17 protein-coding genes are annotated in these 26814 nt (G+C 73.1%); 8 read left to right on the top strand and 9 right to left on the bottom strand.

The window, feature by feature from the left end; translation table 11 throughout:
• Positions 1–99 precede the first annotated feature (99 nt).
• A complete protein-coding gene (locus tag IEZ06_RS10220; RefSeq protein ID WP_229797919.1) occupies positions 100–1374 on the top strand; it encodes a cytochrome P450 in 1275 nt (424 codons plus the stop codon).
• A 20-nt stretch (positions 1375–1394) separates the two neighbouring features.
• Here IEZ06_RS10220 and IEZ06_RS10225 read toward each other — a convergent pair whose 3' ends face one another.
• Complete coding sequence (locus IEZ06_RS10225; RefSeq protein ID WP_189236436.1) at positions 1395–3092, bottom strand: hypothetical protein; 1698 nt, start codon at positions 3090–3092, stop codon at positions 1395–1397.
• A 634-nt stretch (positions 3093–3726) separates the two neighbouring features.
• On the opposite strand from IEZ06_RS10225, the gene leuS reads away from it, so the two are divergent.
• Positions 3727–6195 carry a leucine--tRNA ligase gene (leuS, locus tag IEZ06_RS10230; RefSeq protein WP_189236532.1) on the top strand — a complete coding sequence of 823 codons (2469 nt, stop codon included), beginning with the start codon at positions 3727–3729 and terminating at the stop codon, positions 6193–6195.
• A gap of 279 nt (positions 6196–6474) precedes the next feature.
• Here leuS and IEZ06_RS10235 read toward each other — a convergent pair whose 3' ends face one another.
• Both IEZ06_RS10235 and lexA read right to left on the bottom strand, forming a co-directional pair.
• A complete protein-coding gene (locus tag IEZ06_RS10235) occupies positions 6475–7638 on the bottom strand; it encodes a MalY/PatB family protein (RefSeq protein ID WP_229797920.1) in 1164 nt (387 codons plus the stop codon).
• Between the two features lie 114 nt (positions 7639–7752).
• Positions 7753–8463 carry a transcriptional repressor LexA gene (gene lexA / locus IEZ06_RS10240; protein WP_189236437.1) on the bottom strand — a complete coding sequence of 237 codons (711 nt, stop codon included), beginning with the start codon at positions 8461–8463 and terminating at the stop codon, positions 7753–7755.
• 1097 nt (positions 8464–9560) lie between these two features.
• Between lexA and nrdR the strand changes: the two genes are divergently transcribed.
• Together nrdR and IEZ06_RS10250 are read left to right on the top strand one after the other, a co-directional pair.
• The gene (gene nrdR / locus IEZ06_RS10245; protein WP_189236438.1) at positions 9561–10022 is read left to right on the top strand and encodes a transcriptional regulator NrdR; all 462 of its coding nucleotides are present in this window, start codon (positions 9561–9563) and stop codon (positions 10020–10022) included.
• A gap of 94 nt (positions 10023–10116) precedes the next feature.
• On the top strand, positions 10117–12999 hold the full coding sequence (locus IEZ06_RS10250) for a vitamin B12-dependent ribonucleotide reductase (protein WP_189236439.1): 2883 nt from the start codon (positions 10117–10119) through the stop codon (positions 12997–12999).
• Positions 13000–13154: 155 nt separating this feature from the next.
• Here the strand turns inward: IEZ06_RS10250 and IEZ06_RS10255 are convergent, their stop codons facing one another.
• On the bottom strand, positions 13155–14543 hold the full coding sequence (locus tag IEZ06_RS10255) for a pyridoxal phosphate-dependent decarboxylase family protein (protein WP_189236440.1): 1389 nt from the start codon (positions 14541–14543) through the stop codon (positions 13155–13157).
• 224 nt (positions 14544–14767) lie between these two features.
• Here IEZ06_RS10255 and IEZ06_RS10260 point away from each other — a divergent pair, with 224 nt between their 5' ends.
• The gene (locus tag IEZ06_RS10260) at positions 14768–16480 is read left to right on the top strand and encodes a sensor histidine kinase (protein ID WP_189236441.1); all 1713 of its coding nucleotides are present in this window, start codon (positions 14768–14770) and stop codon (positions 16478–16480) included.
• Between the two features lie 142 nt (positions 16481–16622).
• Here the strand turns inward: IEZ06_RS10260 and IEZ06_RS10265 are convergent, their stop codons facing one another.
• Both IEZ06_RS10265 and IEZ06_RS10270 read right to left on the bottom strand, forming a co-directional pair.
• The gene (locus IEZ06_RS10265) at positions 16623–17264 is read right to left on the bottom strand and encodes a TetR/AcrR family transcriptional regulator (protein ID WP_229797921.1); all 642 of its coding nucleotides are present in this window, start codon (positions 17262–17264) and stop codon (positions 16623–16625) included.
• 307 nt (positions 17265–17571) lie between these two features.
• The gene (locus IEZ06_RS10270; protein ID WP_189236543.1) at positions 17572–17727 is read right to left on the bottom strand and encodes a hypothetical protein; all 156 of its coding nucleotides are present in this window, start codon (positions 17725–17727) and stop codon (positions 17572–17574) included.
• 436 nt (positions 17728–18163) lie between these two features.
• Between IEZ06_RS10270 and IEZ06_RS10275 the strand changes: the two genes are divergently transcribed.
• Positions 18164–18451, top strand: coding sequence for a metallothionein (locus tag IEZ06_RS10275; RefSeq protein ID WP_189236442.1), 288 nt, complete (start codon positions 18164–18166; stop codon positions 18449–18451).
• Positions 18452–18524: 73 nt separating this feature from the next.
• Here IEZ06_RS10275 and IEZ06_RS10280 read toward each other — a convergent pair whose 3' ends face one another.
• From IEZ06_RS10280 to IEZ06_RS10290, 3 genes are all read right to left on the bottom strand, one after another.
• Positions 18525–19694 (bottom strand): low temperature requirement protein A, encoded by a 1170-nt coding sequence (locus IEZ06_RS10280; RefSeq protein WP_189236443.1) that lies wholly within the window; start codon positions 19692–19694, stop codon positions 18525–18527.
• Between the two features lie 159 nt (positions 19695–19853).
• On the bottom strand, positions 19854–20591 hold the full coding sequence (locus tag IEZ06_RS10285; protein ID WP_189236444.1) for a DoxX family protein: 738 nt from the start codon (positions 20589–20591) through the stop codon (positions 19854–19856).
• A gap of 67 nt (positions 20592–20658) precedes the next feature.
• Positions 20659–22212 carry an MFS transporter gene (locus tag IEZ06_RS10290; RefSeq protein ID WP_189236445.1) on the bottom strand — a complete coding sequence of 518 codons (1554 nt, stop codon included), beginning with the start codon at positions 22210–22212 and terminating at the stop codon, positions 20659–20661.
• Positions 22213–22443: 231 nt separating this feature from the next.
• Between IEZ06_RS10290 and IEZ06_RS10295 the strand changes: the two genes are divergently transcribed.
• The gene (locus IEZ06_RS10295) at positions 22444–24306 is read left to right on the top strand and encodes a tetratricopeptide repeat protein (protein ID WP_189236446.1); all 1863 of its coding nucleotides are present in this window, start codon (positions 22444–22446) and stop codon (positions 24304–24306) included.
• Between the two features lie 164 nt (positions 24307–24470).
• Positions 24471–26813: an AAA family ATPase gene (locus IEZ06_RS10300; protein ID WP_189236447.1), complete on the top strand. Its 2343-nt coding sequence runs from the start codon at positions 24471–24473 to the stop codon at positions 26811–26813.
• Position 26814: the final 1 nt, after the last annotated feature.

Below are 26814 nucleotides of genomic sequence, written 5' to 3' on the forward strand. Positions count from 1 at the left end.
GCTCACCGCGCTGAGCCCGGTTCATGGATCCGAATCCGGTTCATCGACCTGAGTCCGGCTCATTGACCTGAGCGAGTACGCCCGCCAATGATGGGCGGTATGAGCGCGATGCCCGGCGAGCGCGAGCCGATCACCTCGGTAGCCGACTTCGACCTGTCCGACTACGCCTTCTGGGCCAGGCCGATGCGCGAGCGGGAGCGGGCCTTCGAACTGCTGCGCGCCCTGCCGAGCCCCGCCTTCTACGCCGAGCCGGAGGTCTCCTTCGCACCCCGGGGCCCCGGCTACCACGCGCTGGCCAGGCACACCGACATCCTGGAGGCGAGCCGCAACCCCGAGGTGTTCTGCTCGGGGGACGGCGGCGCCACCAACATCCCGGACATGCCGCCGGAGTTCGCCGAGTACTTCGGCTCGATGATCAACATGGACGATCCCCGGCACGCGCGGCTACGGCGCATCGTGTCCCGGGCCTTCACCCCGAAGATGATCAAGCAGTTCGAGACCGACGTCGAGGCGGCGGCGGCGAGGATCGTCGACGACCTGCTCGACAAGGGACCGGGCTGCGACTTCGTCACCGAGGTGGCCGCCCGGCTCCCCTTGAAGATCATCTGCGACATGATGGGCATCCCGGAACGGGACTACGGCTTCGTCTTCGACCGCTCCAACCGGATCCTCGGCGGCTTCGACCCCGAGTACGGCGGGGGCGACCCGGCCACCGTCGCGGAGCACCTGCTGACCGCGGGCATGGAGCTCGACCGGCTCGTCCAGGACCTCGCCGCGTACCGGACCGAGCACCCCACGGGCGACCTCACCTCCGCCCTGGTCAACGCGAACATCGACGGAGAGCGGCTCACCGGCCGGGAGCTGGGCTCGTTCTTCATCCTGCTGGTGGTGGCGGGCAACGAGACCACCCGCAACGCCATCTCCTACGGCCTGCGCCTGCTCACCCGCAACCCCGACCAGCGCGCGCTCTGGCTGACCGACATCGACGGCCACGCCCCCGGCGCGGTCGAGGAGATCGTACGGCTGGCCTCCCCGGTGAACTTCATGCGCCGCAAGGTCACCCGCGACCACGAGATGAACGGCACCCTCTATCGCAAGGGGGAGAAGGTCGTCCTCTACTACTGGTCGGCCAACCGGGACGAGTCGGTCTTCACCGACCCGCTCCGGTTCGACATCCTGCGGACCGAGGGGCCGCACGTGGGCTTCGGCGGGCCCGGGCCGCACTTCTGCCTGGGCGCCCACCTCGCCCGCCGGGAGATCACGGTGATGTTCCGCGAGCTCCTCCGCCGGGTCCCGCACATCGAGGGCGGCAGTCCCCAGCGGCTCTACTCCAGCTTCATCAACGGCATCAAGCACATGCGGTGCGACTTCTAGGACGGCGGTCCGCCCGCGTCCTAGCCCGCGGTCGTCCTGATCGCCTTGAAGACGGTGTTGACGTCGGGCAGCAGTTCCTTCTTGGCGTCCGGCACCGACATGTAGACGATCGAGGGCAGGTCGGCCCCGGTGCTCACGGCCGCCACGACCACGGTGGTCACGGACCCGTCCGAGGTGATCTCGTAGGCGGCGAGCTGCGCCGGCAGACCGCCGACCGACAGCGTCTGCTGGGCCGTCTTGCGGGCGCTGTTGCCCTCGGGGAAGAACTTCCTGCGCGCGGCGAGCGTGACCGCGTTGATCACCGGGGCGAGGTTCTCCGGCGAGGTGTAGCGGCTCTTCAGCCGGGGCGAGAGCGGACCCGACATCACCTGCGCGAACTGGGACCTGCCCGCCGAGTCCTGCCCGGCCGGGACGTACTGCCGCGTGCTGAAGCCGTACGTCGTGGGCACGGTCGGGCGTGTGTCCAGCCGCCACGGGGCGCCGAGCCGGGGGAGGGTCAGCGCGGCCCTGGCGTCGGTGAGGGTGCCGGCGACCGGTGAGGCGTCGCCCTGGAACCTCGGCAGGCGGGGGACCTTCTTCGGGGCGGTGCTCGGCTTGGGGGTGGCGGAGGGCTTGGTCGCGGCGACCGCGCTGCCGTCGTCGGTGGCGGCCAGCGGGCCGGCCAGGAACGCCCAGAGCACCGCGCCGACCAGCGCGATCACCGCGGATCCGGCGAGCGCGAAGACCCAGACGGGCCTGCCGTTCCCGGCGAGGTCCTCCTCCTCGCCCATGGCCTGGTAGTTGTCGCCGAAGACGGTGTTCCACAGCTCCTGCTGCCGCTCCGGCGGCGGGGTCTTCGGCCCGCTGATCTGGCCGGCGGTCACGAAAGGCCGGTTCGGGTCGGAGGGGTCCCGGCTCAGGTGACCGCCTGCCCGGTCCTGCGCGGAGCCCTGCCCGTCCTGTCCCGCTTGGCCTGCGTGCCCCGCCTGGCCGGGCCCGCCCGGTCGCTGCCCGGGTCCTCCCGGCTGCGGGAGCTGCCCGGGCTGCGTGACCTGCCCCGGGTCACCGGGCCGCCGCTGGCCCGGGTGGCCGCCCGGCCCGGTCTGGCCGGGCCGGACCGGGTCGCCCACGGGAGCGGAACCGCCGGCCGGCGCGCCGAAAGCGGCGGTCCGGGCGAAGGGGTCGGCAGAGGCGAAGGGGTCGGGCCTGGCGAAGGGGTCGGCGGAGGTGAACGGGTCGGGCCTGGCGAAGGGGTCGGCGGCGGGAGCCGGACCGGGACCCGCGGCGGGCGGAGGGTTCCAGCCGGGCCGGGAGTCCGTGCCGTGCGGAGGTGTCAGGTCGGGCCGGGAGTCCGTGGCGGGCGGAGGGTTCCAATCGGGCCGGGAGTCGACCCAGGCCGGGGTGAAGGCGGAGTTCGGCGTCTCGGAGGAGGGGACGCCCCACCCGCCGTGCTCCGCGGGAGCCGGCGCGGGCGGGCGCGCGGCGGCGCCTTCGCCGGACGGGGCGGGCTGCCGGGCGCCGTCCTGAGGGGCGGAGGCGTCCGTGCCGAACATCTGCTGCCACGAGCGGTTGCCGGGGACCGAGGCCGGCCGGGCGGCGGCGCCTCCGGGCGGCCCGTCCTGGGGAAGGGGGAGCCGGGGGCCGGTGCCGAGCGGGTCGCCCGCCCGCGCCGACGGGGTCTCGGGTCCTTCCTGCCATGCCGAAGACTGCTGGGGCCGGCTGGAATGATCCGAGGCCATGGATTCCTTACCTCCCGCACGGGTGCCCGAATTATGGGTATTGGGCATGGTCTCATGTGGGGCAGGGTGATTCGCAGGAAAACGGGAGAACGCTTCCCTGAACTGGAGGCCGGTGGGATCGGTCGGAGGGTCCTGCAGGGGCAGGCCCGCCTCCATGGGATCCGGGCCCTGCCCCGGCTCTGCTGAGTGCGCCACGGTGAAAAGGGTAAACGGCAGGGACGGGCGAGGTCACAACGGATCTATCCCCATAGTGTCTCGATCACCCCGGATGCGTGGACGTCCCCATTGTGCTGACCTGGTGGTTCCGGTGTCTTGGTTTTGCCGTGATCGGGCCCGTCGTTCCCGCTCATGAAGGAGGATTGCGAACTGCGATAGGCTTGCACTATGCGTGCCGCGGCCCTGCTGCTTACCAGGCCGCATCGGCTCTCCCGGCGTTAGGGGGCGCCCCGCAGATCTCGCCGCGCGAGGCCGTACGGCCCGCAGCGACAGGCGCAGGATCGACGGGGTGCGCTCCACGCCTCACCGATGCGGCTGCCCTTCGCGTGAGCGGAGGGTTTTTCTATTGGGGCCGGATGGGTCCAGATCATCTGCGCAGACGTACACCGAGGGAAGAAACGTGAGCGAGCAAGCCGACATGCGACGCGAAGAGCAGCACTACGACCCGCAGGCCCTGCAGGTCAAGTGGGGGCGGCGGTGGGAGGAGCTGGACCCCTTCCGGGCCGCGGACGACCCCGCCGACACCCGCGAGAAGCGCTACATGCTCGACATGTTCTCCTACCCCTCCGGCGACCTGCACATGGGCCACGCCGAGGCGTTCGGCATCGGCGACGTCGTCGCGCGCTACTGGGTCCAGAAGGGCTACAACGTCCTGCACCCCGTCGGCTGGGACTCCTTCGGCCTGCCCGCGGAGAACGCCGCGATCAAGCGCGACGCCCACCCCGCCGAGTGGACCTACGCCAACATCGAGACCCAGGCCGCCTCGTTCAAGCGCTACGGGGTCTCCTTCGACTGGTCGACCCGGCTGCACACCAGCGACGCCTCCTACTACCGGTGGACCCAGTGGCTGTTCCTGCGCTTCTTCGAGCGCGGGCTGGCCTACCGCAAGGGCGGTCTGGTCAACTGGTGCCCGAACGACCAGACGGTGCTGGCCAACGAGCAGGTCGTCGGCGGCAGGTGCGAGCGCTGCGGCGCCGAGGTGGTCCGCCGTGAGCTGACCCAGTGGTACTTCAAGATCACTGAGTACGCCGACCGGCTGCTGGAGGACATGACGCAGCTGGAGGGCGGCTGGCCCGAGCGCGTGCTGAGCATGCAGCGCAACTGGATCGGCCGCTCCGAGGGCGCCGACGTCGACTTCGCGATCGAGGGCCGCGACGAGCCGGTCACGGTCTACACCACCCGCCCCGACACCCTGTACGGCGCGACCTTCTTCGTGGTCGCCCCGGACGCCCCGCTGGCCGAGGAGATCGTCTCCGACGGGCAGCGGGCGGCCTTCGAGGCCTACCGGGCCGAGGTGGCCAAGCTGTCGGACATCGACCGGCTCTCCACCGACAAGGAGAAGACCGGCGTCTTCCTGGGCCGCTACGCGATCAACCCGGTCAACGGCGAGCGCATGCCGGTCTGGGCGGCCGACTACGTGCTGTCCGACTACGGCCACGGCGCCATCATGGCGGTGCCCGCGCACGACCAGCGCGACCTGGACTTCGCCCGCGCCTTCGACCTGCCGGTCCGGGTGGTGGTCCACACGGGCATGGCCGACCCGGGGGAGACGGGGGTGGCGACCTCCGGCGACGGCGTGATGGTCAACTCCGGCCCCCTGGACGGCCTGGACAAGACCTCCGCGATCCGCAGGATCATCGAGATCCTGAGCGAGCGGGGCACGGGCAAGGCCACGGTCAACTTCCGGCTGCGCGACTGGCTGCTGTCCCGCCAGCGCTTCTGGGGCTGCCCGATCCCGATCATCCACTGCGTCGACTGCGGCGAGGTCCCCGTCCCGGACGAGCAGCTCCCGGTCACCCTGCCCGACCTGCGCGGCGAGGCCCTGGCGCCCAAGGGCGTCTCCCCGCTGGCCTCGGCCGCGGACTGGGTCGAGGTGGCCTGTCCCAAGTGCGGCGGCCCCGCCCGGCGGGACACCGACACGATGGACACCTTCGTCGACTCCTCGTGGTACTACCTGCGCTACGTGGACCCGGACTACACCGGCGGCCCGTTCGACGTGGAGAAGGTCCGCCAGTGGGGCCCGATCGACCAGTACGTCGGCGGGGTGGAGCACGCGATCCTGCACCTGCTGTACTCCCGGTTCTTCACCAAGGTCCTGCACGACATGGGCATGGTCGACTTCACCGAGCCCTTCACCCGCCTGCTCAACCAGGGCCAGGTGATCAACCAGGGCAAGGCGATGTCCAAGTCGCTGGGCAACGGGGTGGACCTGGGACAGCAGATCGACGCCTTCGGCGTGGACGCCGTCCGGCTGACCATGATCTTCGCCGGTCCGCCCGAGGACGACATCGACTGGGCCGACGTCTCGCCCGCCGCGTCGCAGAAGTTCCTGGCCCGCGCCTTCCGGGTGATGACCGACGCCGGTACGGCCTCCGCCCCGAGCGTGGACTTCGCCACCGGTGACCTGGAACTGCGCAGGATCGTGCACCGGACCGTCGACGAGGTCACCAAGCTGGTCGAGACCCACCGCTTCAACGTCGCGGTGGCCCGCATGATGGAGCTGACGAGCGCGGCCCGCAAGGCCATCGACTCCGGCCCCGGCGCCGCCGACCCGGCGGTCCGGGAGGCCGCCGAGGCGCTGGCCGTCATGCTGTCGCTGGTCGCCCCGTACACCGCCGAGGAGGGCTGGGAGCGCCTGGGCCACCAGGCCTCGGTCGCCAGGGCGGGCTGGCCGGTCGCCGAGGCCGGCCTGCTGGTCGAGGAGTCCGTCACCTGCGTCGTGCAGGTCGCGGGGAAGGTCCGCGACCGGCTGGAGGTCTCCCCGGAGATCTCCGACGACGACCTGCGGGCCCTGGCCCTGGCCTCGGAGAAGGTACAGGGCTTCCTGTCCGGCGCTCCGCGCAAGGTCATCGTCCGCGCGCCGAAACTGGTCAACATCGTCCCCTGACCGCGCAGGGCGCGGCCCGGGACCCCGGCCGGGGTCCCGGGCCGCACCCGCCTCCGGTCCGGTTCTCCCGTACGGCCCGCCTCCGGGGCGCACGCCGTACGCCGGGGGCGGGCACGACATCCCATCAGTGATCAAGGCTCCTGACCACCGGTGAGGGCACGGTCTGACCCCAGGACTCGAATATCGGTCCAGCGGAGGAAAGTGCTCACTCACCAGCGGCTACCAGGCACCGAGTCTGCCCGATCAGCTGACCCGGTAGCTCCCATTAGCGGAAGAGGATCACGACCGGGACTTCACGGCCCGGGTGATCCGGTCCAGGATCTCCGAGAGGACCGGGCCCGAGGTGGCGAAGTTCAGCCGGGCGAAGCCCTCGCCGCCGGGGCCGAACGGCGGACCCTGGCTGAGCATCACCCGCGCCTCGCGCTTCAGGAACTCGGCGGGGTCCTCGCCCAGGGCCAGGTCCGTGAAGTCCAGCCAGGCCAGATAGGTGGCGTCGGGGATCCGGTAGCGCACGCCCTCGGGGAGCCCTCCGGCGACCAGGCTCCGGTTGCGGGCGAGCACCGCCCTGACCTCCTCCAGCCAGCCGTCCCCGCGCGTCCAGGCCGCGACGGTCGCGTCGACCCCGAACACATGGGCCGCGCCGTACATGTGCCTGGGCTGGGCGGCCATGGCGGCGCGCAGGGCGGGCGGCCCGAAGTGCGCCACGGAGCAGCGGATGCCGCCCAGGTTGAAGGCCTTGGTGGCGGAGGTCAGCGTGACGGTCCGCTCCGGCAGCAGGGTGGCGAAGGGGACGTGCGCGGACGGGGCGTGGGTCAGGTCGGCGTGGATCTCGTCGGAGACGACGAGCAGATCGTGGCGTTCGGCCAGCTCGGCGAGGACCGTCAGCTCCTCGCGGGTGAACGAGCGCCCGGTCGGGTTCTGCGGGTTGACCAGCAGCAGCACCCGGCAGCGGCCCTCGGCGAGCCGGGCGGCCAGGGCGTCGGCGTCGAAGCCCCAGGAGTCGCCCACGGGCTCCATCGGGATCGGGAGCGGCGGCCGGCCCATCTCGGCGAGCGTCTCCAGGAAGGGCGGGTAGGTCGGGACGTGCAGCGCCACCGCGTCGCCGGGCCGGGTGGCGACGTGCAGGACGACCTGGAGGGCCTGGTTGATGTCGGTGAAGGAGCGCACGTGCGCCGGATCGGCGCGCCAGCCGTGCCGCTGCTCCATCCGTGCGGCGAAGACCTCCGCCAGCGGGCCGTCCCCGAGCTGGTCGAGCCAGGCGGGATAACCGAGGTCGCCGTGGATCCGGCGGGCCAGGGCCTCCCGTACGGCGGGGGCGACCGGGAAGTCCATGTCCGCGACCCACGCGGGGATCACCCCGGGCTCGGCGAGGGACCACTTCGCCCCGTCGCGGGTGGTCAGGCTCTCCAACGTCAGATCGTTCAGATCGGATATGTCGCTCACCGCCCCAGCCTAGGCCGGGGCGGTGAGCGGCGCGGAGAACGTGGCCCGGGGCGCGCGAACCGGGCGGGCCCGGGGCCCCCGGCCGTGCGGCCTTCACCGGGCGGAGCCCGTGACTCAGAGCTTGCGGAGGACCGCCACGACCTTGCCGAGGACGGTCGCCTCGTCGCCCGGGATCGGGTCGTAGTTGGGGTTGTGCGGGACCAGCCAGACGTGGCCGTCCTTGCGCTTGAAGGTCTTGACCGTGGCCTCGCCGTCGATCATCGCCGCGACGATGTCGCCGCTGTCGGCGACCGGCTGCTGGCGCACGACCACCCAGTCGCCGTTGGCGATGGCAGCGTCGATCATCGAGTCGCCGGTCACCTGGAGCAGGAAGAGCGTGCCCTCGCCGACGAGCTGCTTGGGCAGGGCGAAGACGTCCTCGATGCTCTCCTCGGCGAGGATGGGGCCACCGGCGGCGATCCGGCCGACCAGGGGGACGTAGGAGGCCGTCGGACGGTTGACGGGCGCCTCGTCGGCGCCCGCGTCGGGGTCCACCCAGAGCACGGGCTCGCCGGGCAGACGGACCTCAAGCGCGCGGGGGCGGTGCGGGTCGCGCCGCAGATAGCCCTTGCGCTGCAACGCCGTCAGCTGGTGGGAGACACTGGAGGTGCTGGTGAGCTGCACCGCCTCGCCGATCTCGCGCATCGACGGCGGGTATCCCCGCTGCTGCACGGAATCACGGATGACCTCGAGGATCCTGCGCTGCCTGGGGGTGAGGCCGAGGGAGTCACGCCTGCGCACCGCCAGGTCACTGACGGCCGCACCGTTCTCTTTGCGCTCGCTCATGCGATCTCCTCGCCTCCCGGTCTGTATTCCTCATGTCGCACACAGCGACCGTACCGCCGTCGAAGATCATCTTCAAACAATTGTTCGAGTCTTCCTCGAAATCGGCGACGGCGTGGTGTACAACATCGTACGGGAGTTCGATCGACACGGTGTTCGATTCACCGATCTTTCTTCGACCTGTGTTCGGCCAGGCCGGGGCGACGGGAGGGCCATGGAGGCGACCACGCGGACGGGGCGGTCCCGGCGGGGGCGGGCTGCGGGGCAGGCCACGGGGCGGACGGCGGGGCAGCCCCGGCCGCACCTGCGGCTGATCGAGGGCGGAAGGGCGCGTCTCCGGGCGGCGGACGGCGGCCGCCCGCGGGCGGCGGGTGAGGGGCGTCCGGGGAGTGCGGGCGAAGTCCGTCCGCGACCGGCTGCGGCGGGCGGGGGGCGGTCGCGCCCGGCCCCGGGCGGCCGGGCGCGCCGGAGGCCGGGGGCCGGGCGGAGGGCGGAGGCGCGCCGAGGGGTCCGCAACCCCGTCGCGCCGCCTCTCCGGCTCACCCGCAGAGGCCGGGGCGCGGCGGTGGCCGCGCTGCTCCTGGCCGCCCTCGTCGCCCTCTGGATGATCGCCCGCCTCGTTCCCGTGTAGAGAGCGAAGGCCGCGGGATTCCCGCGGACCGTGCCCGCCGACGGTTCCGTGCGGCGGAGCTGCGGCGCCGGGCCGCGTCCGCTCCGTGACCTGGTGCGGGAGCGCACCGGACCGCGCCCCGCCCGTGACACCGTGCGCGGGATCCACGCCGGGCCGTACCCGGCCGGTCGCTGCGCGTGCGGGACTCCGGCCTGCCCGGACGGGCGGCCCGGAGGGCGGGGCGGCGACGACACGCCCGGGTGGCGCCCCTGATCAGCGCCTTCACTCGGGACACTCCGATCAACTTGCGTTCATCGTCGCGCACTTCTACGGTTGCACCACAACATCTAGTGGCACCACCCACCCCGTTTCACCATAAGTTGTGTTTCTGTTACCGCACCTCACCTTCGCGGGTGAACGGGTGCGGGCATTCCGCATGGAATGACACGGGGCGTGTGGGGCAGGTGAGCCGGTCAGGGAGGCGACGCACGTGCACTGTCCGTTCTGCCGCCATCCTGACACGCGGGTCATCGACAGCCGCTCCACGGAGGACGGCGGGGCCATCCGCCGCAGGCGCACATGCCCGAAGTGCGGGCGCAGGTTCACCACGCAGGAGACGGTCCTGCTGATGGTGAGCAAGCGCAGCGGGGTGACGGAGCCGTTCTTCCGGGAGAAGGTGATCGCCGGGGTCCGGCGGGCGTGCCAGGGACGGCCCGTCAGCGAGGACTCCCTGGCGCAGCTGGGCCAGCGGGTCGAGGAGAGCATCCGGGCGACCGGATCCGCCGAGATCCCCGCCCACGAGGTCGGGCTGGCGATCCTGGGTCCGCTCCGCGAGCTGGACGAGGTCGCCTACCTCCGCTTCGCCTCCGTCTACCGGGGGTTCGAGACGCTGGCCGACTTCGAGGCCGAGATCAGGCAGCTGCGGGCGGACCGCTCCGCCCCGCAGGACTGAAGAATTCGATCCCCGGGCGCCGGGGGACATGAGGCGGCGCATCGATGTGGTCCGACTCGCGGGCTCCGTTCGGAGTCCCGGAAGGGGGAAAGTCATGACGGAGACGGTCAGCGGCACGGCGGCGCGCGGAGGCAAGCGCCCGCGCAAGGGGCTGAAGATGAAGCGCATCTTCACCACGCCCGGCGTGCACCCGTACGACGAGGTGGCCTGGGAGCGCCGTGACGTCGTCATGACCAACTGGCGCGACGGCTCGGTCAACTTCGAGCAGCGCGGCGTGGAGTTCCCCGCCTCCTGGTCGGTCAACGCGGCCAACATCGTCACCACCAAGTACTTCCGGGGCGCCGTCGGCACCCCGCAGCGCGAGTGGAGCCTCAAGCAGCTCGTCGACCGCGTGGTGGGGGTCTACACCAGGACCGGCGTCGAGGAGGGCTACTTCGCCACCGACGAGGACGCCGAGATCTTCGACCACGAGCTCAAGCACGCCCTGGTCAACCAGGTCTTCAGCTTCAACTCGCCGGTCTGGTTCAACGTCGGCACCGCCTCGCCGCAGCAGGTCAGCGCCTGCTTCATCCTGGCCGTGGACGACCAGATGGAGTCCATCCTCGACTGGTACAAGGAAGAGGGCGTGATCTTCAAGGGCGGTTCGGGCTCCGGCGTGAACCTCTCCCGGATCCGCTCCTCCAAGGAGCTGCTCTCCAGCGGCGGCACGGCCAGCGGCCCGGTCTCCTTCATGCGCGGCGCGGACGCCTCCGCCGGCACCATCAAGTCCGGCGGCGCCACCCGCCGGGCGGCCAAGATGGTCGTCCTCGACGTCGACCACCCCGACATCGAGGAGTTCATCGAGACCAAGGCGCGCGAGGAGGACAAGATCCGCGCGCTGCGCGACGCCGGCTACGACATGGACCTGGGCGGCAAGGACATCGTCTCCGTCCAGTACCAGAACGCCAACAACTCCGTGCGCGTCTCCGACGAGTTCATGCGCGCGGTGGAGAAGGGCGAGCAGTTCGGCCTGCGCGCCCGCCTCAGCGGAGAGGTCATCGAGAAGGTCGACGCCCGCGGCCTGTTCCGCAAGATGGCGACCGCCGCCTGGGAGTGCGCCGACCCCGGCGTGCAGTACGACGACACGATCAACGACTGGCACACCTGCCCGGAGACGGGCCGCATCACCGCCTCGAACCCGTGCTCGGAGTACGTCCACCTGGACAACTCCTCCTGCAACCTGGCCAGCATCAACCTGCTGAAGTTCCTCCAGGACGACGGCTCCTTCGACATCCAGAACTTCGTGAAGATCACCGAGCTGATCATCACCGCGATGGACGTCTCGATCTGCTTCGCCGACTTCCCGACCGAGAAGATCGGCGAGACCACGCGCGCCTACCGCCAGCTCGGCATCGGCTACGCCAACCTGGGCGCGCTGCTCATGGCCACCGGCCACGCCTACGACTCCGACGGCGGCCGCGCCGTCGCCGCCGCCATCACCTCCCTGATGACCGGCGCCTCCTACCGCCGCAGCGCCGAGCTGGCCGCGGTCGTGGGACCGTACGACGGCTACGCCCGCAACGCCGACGCGCACAAGCGCGTCATGGGCAAGCACTCGGCGGCCAACGACGAGCTGCGCACGCTGGACGCCGTGGACGGCGCCATCCACGCCGAGGCGACCCGGCAGTGGACCGAGTGCCTCAAGCTCGGCGAGCGCAACGGCTACCGCAACGCCCAGGCCTCCCTGCTGGCGCCCACCGGCACCATCGGCCTGATGATGGACTGCGACACCACCGGCATCGAGCCGGACCTGGCGCTGGTCAAGTTCAAGAAGCTCGTCGGCGGCGGCTCCATGCAGATCGTCAACCAGACGATCCCGCGGGCGCTGGAGAAGCTCGGCTACCCCGGCGAGCAGATCGAGGCGATCGTCGAGTTCATCGCCGAGCACGGTCACGTCGTCGACGCGCCGGGCCTGCGGCCCGAGCACTACGAGGTGTTCGACTGCGCCATGGGCGAGCGGGCCATCGCCCCGATGGGGCACGTCCGGATGATGGCCGCCACCCAGCCGTTCCTGTCCGGGGCGATCAGCAAGACCGTCAACCTGCCCGAGTCCGCGACCGTCGAGGACATCGAGCAGGTCTACCTCGAGGGCTGGAAGCTCGGCCTCAAGGCCCTGGCCGTCTACCGCGACAACTGCAAGGTCGGCCAGCCGCTCTCCGCCTCGGGCAGGAAGGCCGAGGAGAAGGCGGACAAGGCAGACAAGGCGGAGAGCCCCGCCGAGCCGCAGGTCAAGGTGGTGGAGATCAGCCGCCCGACCCGCCGGCGGATGCCCAACCAGCGCCCCAGCACCACGACCCGCTTCACCGTGGCCGGGGCAAAGGGCTACATGACCGCCTCGTGCTACCCCGACGACGGCCTCGGCGAGGTCTTCCTGAAGATGTCCAAGCAGGGCTCGACCCTCGCGGGCGTCATGGACGCCTTCTCCGTGGCCATCTCGATCGGCCTGCAGTACGGCGTGCCGCTGGAGACCTACGTCAGCAAGTTCGTCAACATGCGGTTCGACCCGGCCGGCATGACCGACGACCCGGACATCCGCATGGCCGCCTCGGTGATGGACTACATCTTCCGCCGGCTGGCCCTGGACCACCTGCCCTACGAGGAGCGCGCCGCCCTCGGCGTCTTCTCCGCCGCCGAGCGGGCCGCCCAGCAGCGCGGTGAGGACCCGGCGGCCGTCCACTCCGAGCAGGTCATCGCCGAGCTGGCCACCTCGGCCCCGATCGAGCGGCCCCAGCAGCGTGGCGAGGCCGCGCCCGAGGCCGCAGCCGGAGCTCCCTCCCGGGCCGTGGCCCGGCAGGAGCCCGGTCAGGGCGGTTCCCTGGAGTCCCACCAGGGCCGCACCGCCGACGCACCGCTCTGCATGACCTGCGGCACGAAGATGCGTCCCGCCGGCAGCTGCTACGTCTGCGAGGGCTGCGGCTCCACCAGCGGCTGCAGCTGACTCCCCGCACGGGGCGGACACGGCGTCCGCCCCGTGCGAGCCGGTGACGGCGGAGGAACAGGGGAGCGGCGAGCCGATCGCCGCCCCCTCGTTCACGATGCGCCGAGGGCCCGGATCCGGGGCGGGCGGAGAGGCTCCCGCAGTCGGTCGAGAGGTCACGGCGCGAGCCGTTCCAGGACCTTCGCGACGCGCTCGACGTCGGCCTCGGTGGTGCGCCAGTTACTGAACGCGGCGCGGAGCGCCGGCACCCCGCCGTAGACGGTGGGGGTGAGGAAGGCCTCGCCGGACTCGATGATCGCCGAGACCAGCTCCCCGGCGCGTTCCGGGGAGTCCTCCGGCGTGAAGCAGACCACGTTGAGCCGGACGGGGGCCAGCAGGCGGTAGCCGGGCAGCGCGGCGACGCGCTCGCCGAGCAGCCCGGCCAGTGCGATGTCGCGCCGGACGATCTCGGCGTGGCCCTCGCGGCCGTAGGCGGTGAGCGTGAACCAGGCGGGCAGGGCGCGCAGCCGCCGGGAGTTCTCCGGGGTCAGGTGGACCAGGTCGACCCGGTCCAGGTCGTCGCCGAGCGGTCCGAGGTAGGCCGCGGAGTTGGCGAAGACCCGGACCTGCAGGTCGCGGCGGCGGGTGAACTGGACCGCGCTGTCGTAGGGGACGTTCAGCCACTTGTGCAGGTCCACGCAGACCGAGTCGGCCTCGCCGAGCCCGTCGAGCAGGTGGGCGTGGTCCGGGGAGAGCGCGGCGAAGGCGCCGAAGGCCGCGTCCACGTGCAACCAGAAGGGATACCGCTCGCGCAGGGCGGCGATCGCACGCAGGTCGTCGAAGTCCACGGTGTTCACCGTCCCCGCGTTGGCGACCACGATCGCGGGCTCGCCGCCGAGGGACTCCAGCGCCTCCTCCAGCCGGGCCGGGTCGACGGCCTCCCGCCCGGGCAGCGCGTCGACCCTCCGGAGCGCGGAGCGTCCCAGCCCGAGCATGGACAGGGACTTGCCGACGCTGGAGTGCGGGCTCGCCGAGAGCACGGGGACGGGGCCGAGGGCCGCCGCCCCCTGCTCGGACACGCGGACACCGCGCCGCTCGCCCACCCATTCCCGGGCGACGGCCAGGCCGGTGAAGTTGGACATCGTCGCGCCGCTGACGAAGGCCCCGGCGTGCTCCGGGGGCAGACCGAACAGCTCGCGCAGCCAGGCGACGGTCTCCCGCTCCAGGTCCGGGGCGCTGGAGTCGATGCCGGAGGTGGGGTTCTGGTCCAGCGCGCCGGTGAGCCAGTCGCCTGCCAGCGAGGCGGGGGTGGCGCCGCCGGTGACGAAGCCTAGGTAGCGCGGCCCGGCGCTGGCGGCGAAACCCGGCTCCCAGCGCCGGGCGAAGGCCTCCAGCGCCCCCGCCGCGCCTGTCCCGGTGACGGGCAGGGGCTCGGGCGCGGGCGGCCCGGTGGTCAGGGCGACCGGGCGGTCGTCCAGCCCGGTGAGGAGCCGTACGGCGTGGGCCCGCGTCTCGTCGAGCAGGCCGGGCAGTCGGGCGAGGTCGTCGCCGAGTCGTGCGTGCATGGCACGACCGTAGGGGGCCTGTGCGTGTCCGGTCCCGGTCCGATCACGGAAACCGGACCGGTGTCCGGCATGCCGCTCGGCCGGGCCGCGGTGCCGCTGCGGGAAGCCGCGAGTGCCCGGCGCCGCCATCGGAAACGGTGTGCACCCCTCCCGTCACGTAAGGTCGCACAGGGGGGAGCGGTCGCCTCATGGGTTGCGCGGTGACCGGGAGCAGGGGGGCGGCCGTGCGGGATCAGGAACGGGAAACGGCGCTGCTGGCGCTGCTGGACGGCGTCACCGCGGCCCTCAGCGCCGGCGACGATCTGGAATCGGCGGCACGGGCGACGCTGCGCGCTATCCGCAAGGCGACCGGTTGGCCACTGGGCCACATCTGGGTGCCGGAAGGCGGCGGCGACCGGTTCGTCTCCTCGGGAGCCTGGACGGGCGCGGTCAAGGAGTTCCCGCTGCTGTACCAGGCGACTGCCGCCACGCGGATCCCGGCCGGGACGGACATCGTCGGCCGGGCCGCGGCCACCGGCGAGCCGGTGTGGTCACGCGACGTCACCCGCGACCCGCTGTTCACCCGCGCCCGGCACGGGGCGGACGTAGGGGTGCGGGCGGCGTTCGCGCTTCCGGTGGTGACCGCCGACGGCGTGGCCGCGGTGCTGGAGTTCTTCTGCCATGAGGCGGTCGAACCGGACGAGTCGCTGCTGCGGGTGCTGGCCAGCCTGAGCCGTCAGATGGGCCGGGCGATCGACCGCCACCGCGCCCGGCAGGAGGCCGAAGCCGCCCGGCGCCGGCTGGAGCAGGTCGTCGAGACCTCGGTGGAGGCCTTCGTGTCCGTCGACGCCGACGACCGCATCGTCGGCTGGAACGCCACGGCCGAGCGCATGTTCGGGATCCCGCGCGACCGGGCCATCGGCACGGTCCTGCACGAGACGATCATGCCGGTCCGCTACCGGGAGGACTACCAGACCGACCTGGCCCGCTTCCTGGCCACCGGACGGTCCCGGCTGATGGGGCGGCGGCTGGAGCTGGCCGCGCTGCGCTCCGACGGCAGCGAGTTCCCCGCCGAGATGGTGTTCTGGGCCACCCGCCAGGCCGATACGTGGATCTTCAACGCCTTCGTCCACGACATCACCGACCGCCGCCGCGTGGAGCAGGCGCTGCGCGAGGCCTACACCCAGCAGCAGGCCGTCGTGACGCGGCTGCAGGAGCTGGATCGGGCCAAGGACGAGTTCATCGACGCCGTCGGCCACGAGCTGCGCACCCCGCTGGTGAGCGTCCTCGGCTACCTGGAGATCCTCACCCTCGGCAACGACGACCTGTCGGCCGACCGGCGGCTGCGGATGCTGGACGCCATGACCCACAACGCCATGCGGTTGCAGCGGCTGGTCGAAGACCTGCTGGCGGTCACCACCACCGCCGGCGGGCTGAGCGTCACCTCCGCCCCGACGCCGGTGGACGAGATCATCGCCGAGGCGGTGCAGGCGATGTCCGCCCAGACGCGCTCCAGCGATCACCCGGTCCTGGTGCGCGTCGACGAGGGTCTTCCCCTCGTCCGGGCCGACCGGGGCCTTCTGGTGCGGGCGCTGGGAGCCCTGCTGTCGAACGCGGCCAAGTTCTCACCGGCGGACAGCCCGATCACCGTGTCGGCCTCGGCGGCCGGTGACACCGTGTCGATCGCCGTCAGCGACGCCGGTGTCGGCATCGACGCCGAGGACCTGCCGCACGTGTTCGACCGGTTCTACCGCACCCGCTCCAGCACCGAGGCCGCCATCCAGGGCATCGGCCTGGGGCTGACCATCGCCAAGGCCATCGCCGAGGCCCATCACGGCACCATCACCGCCACCAGCGTCCCGGGTGAGGGCTCGACCTTCACCCTCCGGGTCCCGGCTCCCGGAGAGGCGCCGGCCGTCCGGGACCTGTGCGGCCGGCGCGAGGCTCCACCGCCGTGAGGGGCGGATCCCGCCGCGTTCCCGCCGGTGGCCGCGACGACGGAGAGGCCGTCCGCTGAGACCGCTCCGCTCCGGCGGACGCCTCCGGTGCGGTGGCCGGGCCGTACCCGCAGGAGGGCGGCCCGTGCGGGCCCGCCCGGTGTCAGGCGGTCGACCAGCGGCGGCCGATCTCCTCCGCGGTGGGCGGCGGGCCCGGCAGCGGACCGGCCGAGGTCAGGCGGAGGGAGTCGAGGACCAGGGCCAGGTAGCGGTGCCTCATCTGCGCGGTGCGCTCCTCGTCGCCGAGCCGGACGGAGGCGAGCTGCTCGAAGATCATCGAAAGGTCGGCGACCTCCAGCCCGGGACGGAGGACCCCGGCGTCCCTGGCCCGTTCGAAGACCTCCAGGGCGAGCCGCTCGGCGCGGGCGGACTCGCGGTGGAGGTCCTCGTCCGGGGTGAAGGTCCCGGCCAGGCTCAGGGTGAGGGAGTGGGTGTCGGCCTCCACGATGCGGCGCATGAAGCGGGCGAAGACGGTCCAGGGGTCGCCGTCGTCGGCCAGGGCCGCCTCCGCCTCGGCGATGTAGAGTTTCAGCCCGTCGGAGCAGAGCTTGCGGAGCAGGATCTCCTTGCCGGCGTAGCGGCGGTAGAGCGCGCTGATGCCCACCCCGGCGCGCTCGGCCACCGCGGAGATCGGCGCGCCGGGATCGGCGACGAAGACCTCCCGGGCGGCCTGCAGGATCACGTGGTCGTTCCGCGCGGCCTGGGCCTTGCGGCCGCTCATCGGCGTGCTGCTGCTCGTCTCCATGAGGCCAATGTAAACCATGGAACGTAATGTTCCGTTCTATGCTTGGGTGGATCCTCGGAACCTCCGCCACGCCGGCCCGGTGATCGGGGGACCCGGGGCCCGGCGGCGGTCCCGGTCCGACGCTCCGGGTGGGCGCCGCCTGACCGGGAGCGGTTCCCGGACGCCGCGCGGCGCGGAGATCCGGCCGGGAGGGGCGGGCCCCGCCCGCCGACGTGGCGGCCGGACCCGACGGCGGTGGCAGGGAACGCGGAAAGACCCGCACGGGGCGGGTCTTTCCGGGACTTCTCAGATCTTCGGACGGTCCGGTTCAGGCTGCGGGGGTGGGACCGCTCGTGAGGGGGAGACGGACGACGTTGCGGCCCGTGTAGGCGCGCAGATCGACGACCTTGGCGTCACCGCTCGTCCTGCGGCGCGTTCCAGAACGGATGTCCCGGATCTTGAGCCGCGTGACATATGGTGGCACGACCACAAGTCTCTTCATTGAGCCCCCCGGCGTGATTGTTCCGTTATGCGCACTATGCACTTAATCGTATAAGACGACCGTAAAGACCTGGCTAGTAGGGCAGTCGCCGCCCCGACGGCGATCGGAGGTCCAGGTCGCAGGCCCGGGTGGGACGGCGGCGGCCGCGCGGCCGGGTGATCCTGATGCGTCGCATGGTCTGCCCCTTTCCTTGCCCCTGACTATGGCCGCTCTCGCTTGACGTGTGATTGGCGGCCGCTTGCCGGGCGGCTGCCTGACGTCCACGGCGGCAAACCTATAGGCGTGGCGCGTCCGGGTTCAATGGGTTTCGTGACTCGGAGGCTCATCGGCCTCACGCCGGGTGACGGCGGACCGGAGCGTCGGATGGGCGGTTCTGGGTAGACCCCTGCGGGAAACGCCACGAGTTCTCGGGGGAGACATGGCACGGTGCGAAGTCTGCGGTAACGACTACGACATGAGTTTCGAGGTGCACGCGCAGGGGGCGGTGCACACCTTCGACTGCTTCGAGTGCGCGATCCAGATGATGGCGCCGATCTGCGAGCACTGCGGGGTCCGGATCGTCGGACACGGGGTCGAGGCCGACCGGCGCTGGTACTGCTGCGCGCACTGCGCCCGCAGCGAGGGCGAGAGCACGATCGTCGACCGGGCCGACATCCCGGCGCAGCAGGGCGTGGAGCAGGGCATGGCGAAGACCGCCCGGCGGTAGGTCCGCCGGGGTCCGCCGGGGACTCGTCCCCGGCGGACGGCTGCGCGAGGATCCGGTCGCGCGGGACCCGGCTTCAGCGGACGGGCGCGGAGGCCCGGACGGGCGAAGGGGCCGCGGTCGGTCGCCTTTCGAGGACGGCCACCGCGCTCACCAGGACGACCAGGACGACCAGCTGGGCCATGGCCGACCAGAGGCCGAGGGCGACGCTCACCGGTGCGGCCAGCGCCCCCGCGATTCTCAGGCGGTTGCGGCCGATCCCGAGCACCCGGCGGAACCAGGCGTTGCCCGCAAGGAAGAGCGCCGCACCGACGGCCAGGGTGACGGCGGCCGAGGGTTTGAGCGGGTCGACCGGGTGGCCGATCGCCTTCTTGACCCCGGCCGCGACCGCGACGATGCCCAGCAGCATCGGGATGTGCGCGTAGAAGTAGGCGCCGAGGACCAGCCGGGTGCGCCGTATCGGGTCGGCCCCGGCGAGGATGTGCTCGGCGCGCGTCTCGTCGTCCCCGCCGAAGTGGATCCACCACAGGCAGGCGGCCAGCGCGAGGCCGAGCGCCGCCGTCACGCCGAGGGCGGGACCGACGTGGAATCCCCGGGCACCGATGCCGAGGGCCACGATCGACTCCCCGAGCGCCACGATCACCAGCAGCCCGTGCCGCTCGACGATGTGCCCGGCCCGCAGCTCGAAGCCCTTCTGCCCGATGAAGTAGGGGCTGCCCCACAGCAGCAGCACCGCCATACCCCAGAGCAGGTGGTCGTACGGCCTGCCGACCACGCCGGCCAGGCCGATCAGCGCGACCCCGCCGAGGTTGAACGGGATCACCCGGGCGATGGCCGCGGTCGACTGGAGGTACAGCCCCGCGTGGACGAGGACCAGGAGCAGGTAACCGACCGCGAACGCCGGGCCGTCGCCGTCGAAGGCCGACGGGATCGCCAGTGCCGTGATCAGGAAGCCGACCATGCCGAGCAGGATCAGCACCCGCCGGGCCGGCCGGACCGGCGGGACCGCGTTGGTCAGCCAGGCGTAGCCCGCGTACATCCACCACAGGACGCCGAACACCAGCAGCACCCGGAGGGCGCCCTCGAGCGGTCTGCCCTCCTGGATGCCGTCCGCCACGAGCCAGGTGAGCTGGGTGACGGTGAAGACGAAGACCAGATCGAAGAAGAGTTCAAGCGTGGAGACGCGCAGTTCGCTCTCGGGGGGAGCGGGCTCCACCCGCTCGGCGAACCAGCCAGGTAGCCGCATGCCGGACATTGTGACGGCAAGATCGGCGATCGCGCATCGAATGAATCATGATGTGAGACGGCGGACCGCCGCGTCCGCCGCCGGACGGGGCGGAGGGGCGGACGAGCGGCCCGGCACGGCCCTGCCGCCGGCGGAGCTCCGCGGACGGCCGGCGGGAGGTCAGCCGTCCGCCGAGGCGTCCTTCTCCCTGGCCACCAGGACGTCTGCCGACTTGCCGGGCACGGGCTGCTCGGCCGTGCCGCGGCGGCGGCCCCGAGGCCGGGAGGGGGCGGGCTCGGCGGTCTCCCCGGTGCCGGCGTCCGGCTTCCCGGAGACCGGCGGGGCGGCCGGTGCGGCCGGTGCGGCCGCTGGCGCCGGGGCGCCGGGGCCTTCCGGGCCGGCCTGCCGTACCGGTGCGCCGGGGGAGGGGACGGCCGCCTCCGGCTCGCGCAGCGAGGCGAGGACGTCGTCGGCCTCGGAGTCGGCGGCGAAGTCCTCCGCGGCCTCGGCCTCGCGCCTCTTGATCACCACCATGTGGTCGACCGACAGGCGCCCGGCCCCGTTGACGGCCAGCAGCACCGAGGCCGCGCCGAGCGCGACGATCAGGTTCACCTCGCCGCCGGTCAGCGGGAGCCCCTGATCACCGTTGGCGATCACGAACACCGCGACGGCCTCGGCGAACAGCAGCAGCCCGCAGACCGGCACGGCCAGGCCCGCCACCAGCAGGGCCCCGCCGATGAGCTCCATCAGCATGGTCGCCCCGGCCCAGACCCCCGGGGCGGGGGCGCCCAGCGTGGCGAACTGCAGGCCGGTCGCGGTCAGGCCCGCCTCCAGCTTGTCCCAGCCGTTGGCGAAGAAGATCCCGCCGACGCCCAGCCTGGCGGCCAGGGCGGCGATATCGTGGAGGGTTTGTCGCACGGCTCCTCATTCTGGTCCGGTCCGCCCTTCTTGCCCATAGCCGCGACCGGGAATCATCCGGACCCGGTCAGTCCGGGCCGCTCCGGTCGTCGGGCCCGCGCGGCACCAGGACCGCCACCGCGGCGGCGGTGACGCCGAGCAGCAGCACGCTGACGGCGATCGTGGAGTGCAGCCCGGAGACGAAGGCGAGCCGGGCCTGCGCGAGCAGCGCCGCCCCGCCCTGACCGCCGAGTTCGCGTGCCACGGCGTCGGCGGCGGCCAGCGACTGGCGGGCCCGTTCCATCAGCTCGGCGGAGACGCCTTCGACGGGGGCGAGCGAGGGCGCGTAGACGGCGGTGGTGACCGTGCCGAGCACCGCGACGCCCAGCCCGGCGCCGAGCTCGTAGGCGGTCTCCTCGATCGCGGCGGCGCCGCCCGCGTGGGACTCGGAGGCCGAGGACATGATCGTGTCGGAGGCGGCCAGCAGCGCGACCTGGATGCCGAAGCCGATGCCGACGAAGCAGAGCGCGAGCGCCAGCGGGTGCTCCTCGGTGCCCCAGGCCAGGGTGGGGGCCAGGGACAGCGCGGTCAGCGCCAGACCGCCGCCCATCGTGGCGCGCAACCCGAGCCGGCGCAGCAGGTGCGCGCCCGCGAGCCCGCCGGCCACCGAGGCGGCCATCAGCGGCAGCATCCGGACCGCGGCGCCCGGCGGGCTGTCACCGAGCACGAGCTGGAGGTACTGGGCGAGCATCAGCTGGAGGCCGACCAGGGAGAAGACGGTCAGCAGCACCGCGGCCACCCCGGTGGAGAAGGACCGCCGCCGGAACAGGCTCAGGTCCAGCAGGGGAACGGCCAGCCGCCGCTGCCGGCGCACGAACCAGGCCAGCAGCGCGACGCCCCCCAGGAACGCCGCCACCCCCTCCGGACGGCCGGCGCCCGCCTCCTTCAGACCGAACGCGAACGCGAGGATGCCCAGCACCGACAGCAGCGCGCTCGGCGCGTCCCACGGCTGCCCGGCGCGGGTCCGGGACTCCGGCAGGATCCGCGCCGCGGCGGGCAGCAGGACCAGCAGGATCGGCACGTTGATCAGGAAGACGGCGCCCCACCAGAAGCGCTCGACGAGCAGCCCGCCGAGCAGCGGCCCGGCCGCAGCCCCGGCCGCCGCGACCGCGCTCCACACGCCCAGCGCGATCGCCCGCTCCCGGCGGTCGGTGAAGACCTGCCGGATGATGGAGAGCGTGGCGGGCATGATCATGGCTCCGCCGACGCCGAGGAGCATCCGCGCGGCGATGAGCGCGGTGGCGGTGGGGGCGAACGCGGCGGCGGCCGAGGCGGCGCCGAACACCACGTAGCCGGTCAGGACCAGGCGCCTGCGCCCGTGGCGGTCGCCGAGCGTGCCGAAGGTCAGCAGCAGCGGCGCGACCACCAGGGAGTAGCCGTCGACGATCCACAGCATCTGCACGGAGCTCGGGTCGAGCGCCGCGGTCAGGGCCGGGCCGGCGATGTGCAGCACGGTGGCGTCCACCGCGATGAGCAGCAGGCTCAGGCAGAGCAGGGCGAGGACCGACCAGCGGCCGGTCCCGGATGAGCGCGTGCCGGTCCCGGCGCGCCTGGTGTCGGCGGCGACCCCCACGGCGGTCATGCGCGGCTGGCGGGGGTACCGGCCCGGGCGAACATGCGTGGCAGCTTAGGCCATCCGCAGGAGTGGGCGGGGGCCCGCCGGAAGATTGATCCGGGATGGAATGCGCCACCCGGCACGGGAATCCGCGACCTCTCTAGAGAGATAGACCCCTCTATCCGCCGTCTAGGCAAACGGTGGTCCTCCCCGCACCATGGCGGTCGTGGGGAGTCAGAGCCAGGTGCGAGAGCCGTCGTGGTGAGCGGTTCCGGCGACCGGGACCTCGTCGGGGTCCCCGTCCCGCCGGATCCGGACGACCCGCACCGGTGGTGCGCCGCGGCCCTGGACCGGCTGGCCCGGGGCAGGCCGGAGGCCGCGCTGGAGGCCGCGCGCCGGGCGGTGGAGCACGACTCCCCGGACGGGCCCGCCGCCGGCTGGGGCTACCGCCTCGCCAGTCTCGCCTTCGAACGGCTCGGCCGCGATGCGGAGGCCGTGGCCGCCGCCGAGGAGGCCGTACGGCTGGCCCCGGGATCCTGGGCGGCGCGGCTGCGCCTCGGCTCGGCCCTCCGCCGGATCCCGGGGCGGTGGTCGGAGGCGTGGTCGCAGGCGGCCAGGGCGGTGCGCTACGCCCCGGAGGAGCCCGACCCGCACGTGCTCGCGGGGGACCTCGCGCTCCTGCGCGGAGAGCACGGGCGGGCCCGGGACGCCTACCGGGCCGCGTTGCGCCGGGCGGGCGACCACCCCGGCGCGAGGGTCAACCTCGGCCTGGCGTTCCTGCGCTGGGAACGGCCCCGCAACCACCACGACCCCGCCTGGCCGGTCGACCCCCGGGAGACCGGCCGGACCCGGCGCGCCCTGGAGACGTGGTCGCGGCAGACCCGGATCCTGCTCGCCGCGGCCCTCCTCGCGGCCGTCGCGGCGGCCCTCGGCCCCGGCCTCACCGCCGAGGCGAGGATCTGCGCCGCGGCGGCGCCCGCCGCGGTCCTGGCGATCACCCTCCGGCAGGCCCGCAGGATCGGGCTCTGGTCCTATGTCCCCGCGATGCTCACGCGCGACGTGTGGCTCGGCCTGACCGTCGCGGCCGCGCCGGTGGCGGTGGCGGCCTACGTCACGGCGGTCGCCACCCTTCCGGAGGCGCTGCCGGGTACGGCGGTGCCGCCCGGTCCCGCGGCGGGTCCGTGGGCGGCTCCGGCGGGGGTGGTGCTCCTCAACGGCGCCGCGCTGCTCGTCGCGCGGGTGCTGGCCGAGGCGTGGCGGGGCCGGCCGGTCCGGGCGCTGGCCGAGTTCTCCGCGGCGGGCGGGGACCGTACGGCCCGGCGCGACACCGGGGTGACGCTCTGGCTCGTGGCGGGCCGCGCGTGGTCGGTCCTGGCCGGGGCCGCGGCGGCCGCCGGAGCGCTGGGCGATCCCCGCTGGGGCCTCGTGGCGCCGGTCGTGACCCTCGCCCTGCTCCGGGTCCACCGCGGCGGCGGCCTGGCCCCGCACCTGCGCGGGATCCTGGCCGCGGACCGCTGCCTGGCCGGGACGCTGGCGCTCCTCGTGGCGGCCTCGCTCGCGCTCGGCGGAGCGGCCGCCGCGGCGCTCCTCGGACTCCCCGGCCGGCTGGTCCGCCTGACGTGGCAGGCGGCGGTCGGGGTGCTGGTGGCGGCGGTGGCCGTCTACGCCATCAGGTCGGTCCGGGCGTGGTGGAGGGGCGCGCCCGGACCGCGGCGGGCCTCGCTGGCCATGGGCGACGGCCGCGGCCGCCGTACGCCCGGCGACGTGCGGCCGCCGGTGCGCCTGAGCGGGGAGGTGCGGCACGCCTTCACCTCCGGCTGCGGGGTGGTCCTCGCTTACGCCGGCCCGACGGGGCCGCGCGCGCTGGCCGTCGGTTCGATCGGCTCGGTCGGCCCGGCAGGGGAGCTGCGGCTGATCGCCGCCGGCGCCGCGCGGGACGCGGCCGAACACGATCCGAGGGTGACGGTGTTCGTCGGCGACCCGCTGCGGCGCAGGTTCTGGGCCGAGGTGCGCGGCATCGCGATCGGCGACGCCGAGGCCGAGACGCTCCGGGTCACCCCCGAGCACGTCGTGGTCGGGGAGTACCCCGGCCGCCACCAGGGCCGCTTCCGCGACGGGTGAGCGGTCCGGCGTCCCCGGCGGCCGGACCGGCGGCCGGGATCGGTGGCGGGGGACCGGTGGCGGGCCCGGCGCGGCGGAGGTCCGCCCGGCGCGCGGTGCGGTGCTCGGACACGCCCAAATCCCCTCCCGGTGCGGTATAACCGGGGGCAGACCGGGGAGGCGTGATGCGGGACTCCGACAGGGCCAGGCCGGCGGGGCGGGCTGCGGCGCGGGACCTGTTCGAACAGGTGCGACTGCGCTACTTCCGCCTTTCACCGGGAAAGCGCAGGCTGATCCATGCCGCCGTGCTGATCGGGGCGGTCGGGCTGGCGCTGGGCCTGGGCTGGCAGCCGGTCACCGCCTTCCTCCTCACGCTCGCCCTGCTCGGCTTCGCCACGCTCGCCCTGCGCTTCCCGCGCGCCGCCGCCACGGTGGCGGTGGTGGTGCCCTGGCTGACGATGACGAGCCTGCTCGACGGGCGGTTCCCGCAGTCGTGGATCCCACTGGGGCTGATGCTCCTGGCCCTCCCGGTGGCGGGGGCCGCACACCTGATCAGCTGGGTCCCGCCGTGGCTGACCGCGCTGGCGGCGCTGGCCTGCGCGGGAGTGATCGCCCTCGTCCTCGTCCTCGCCGGATTCCCGTCCGCCGTCGTCCTGTGGGCCGCGTACGGCACGGCCGCCGCCGTGCTGGTCTACCGGCTGGTCCAGGCCCGTCAGGTCAGGGCGGGGGCGGCGGTCCGGGACCAGCCGGTCCGGGTCAGGCTCAGGGACGGCGGGCCGCCGCCGCAGCAGTCCGCGGACAGGGCCGCGCCGCCGCCCATCTCGGTCGAGGAGGCGCTCGGCGAGCTGGACGGCATGGTCGGCCTGGCTCCGGTGAAGGAGCAGGTCCGCTCCATCGCCGCCTCGATCGAGGCCTCCCGCCTGCGCAGGGAGGCCGGCTACGCCACCGATCCGCCGATGCGCCACTTCGTCTTCGTCGGCCCGCCCGGCACCGGGAAGACCAGCGTGGCCAGGACCGTCGCGAAGATCTTCTACGCCTTCGGCCTGCTGGAGACGCCCTACGTGGTGGAGGCCCAGCGGGCCGACCTGGTCGGGGAGTTCCTCGGCGCGACGGCGATCAAGACGAACGAGCTGATCGACCGGGCGCTCGGCGGGGTGCTCTTCATCGACGAGGCCTACAGCCTGATCAACTCCGGTGACGGCCAGCCCGACCGGTTCGGCTCCGAGGCGGTGCAGACGCTGCTCAAGCGGGCCGAGGACGACCGCGACCGGCTGATCGTCATCCTGGCGGGTTACGAGAAGGAGATGGGCGCCTTCCTGTCCTCCAACCCCGGTCTGTCCAGCAGGTTCGCGACCCGCGTCCGCTTCCCCGGTTACTCGGCCGGGGAACTGGCCGAGATCACCGAGTCGCTGCAGACGCGGCGGGGCGACCGGATGGCCGGGGGGGTGCGGCCCGCGCTCCTGGCCCGGTTCGAGGACCTCCACCGCCGGGGCATCGTCGACGAGCTGGGCAACGCCCGGTTCGTGCGCAGCCTGGTGGAGGCGGCGGCGCAGGCGCGCGACGTGCGGGTGGTCGGCGCGGGCGGCTCGCCCACCACCGAGGACCTGGTGACCGTCACCGGGCCGGACGTCGCGAAGGCGTTCGGCGAGCTCACCGCCCGCTACCAGGACTACCAGGCCACCCCCACCCTGGAGGAGGCGCTCGGCGAGCTGGACGGCATGGCGGGTCTGGAGCCGGTCAAGCGGCAGGTGCACGCGATCGCCGCACAGCTCCGGATGGCGAGGATGCGCCAGGAGCGCGGCCTGCCCACCCCACCGCAGATGCGGCATTTCGTCTTCACCGGACCGCCGGGCACCGGCAAGACCACCGTGGCCCGCGTCCTCGGCCGGGTCTTCGCCGCGCTGGGCCTGCTGGTGCGGCCGGACGTGGTGGAGGCGCAGCGGGCCGACCTGGTCGGCCAGCACCTGGGCGCCACCGCGATCAAGACGAACGAACTGGTGGACCGGGCGCTCGGCGGGGTGCTCTTCGTCGACGAGGCCTACAGCCTGGTGAACGGCGGCTACGCCGGCGGCGACGCCTTCGGCGCGGAGGCGGTGCAGACGCTGCTCAAGCGGGCCGAGGACGACCGCGACCGGCTGGTGATCATCCTGGCCGGATACGAACGGGAGATGGACGCCTTCCTGGCGACCAACCCGGGCCTGTCCAGCCGGTTCAACCAGCGGGTGCAGTTCCCCTCCTACACGCCGGCCGAGCTCACCGAGATCGCCGAGCTGCTCGCCGGGCGGTCGGGCGACCGGTTCGACGCCCCCGCCCGCCACGATCTGGCCGACGTCTTCACCTGGGTCTGCGAGGACGGGCTGATCGACGGCCTGGGCAACGGCCGTTTCGCCCGCTCGCTGTACGAGCGCGCCGCGATGCGCCGCGACGTGCGCCTGGCCGCTCTCGACGGTGCCGCCAGCGCCGCGGACCTCACCACCATCACCAGCGCCGACGTGCGCGCCGCCGTCGACGAACTCGCCGGCCGCTGAC

It is taken from the genome of Planomonospora antibiotica, from assembly GCF_014647955.1.
Classification (GTDB): domain Bacteria; phylum Actinomycetota; class Actinomycetes; order Streptosporangiales; family Streptosporangiaceae; genus Planomonospora; species Planomonospora parontospora.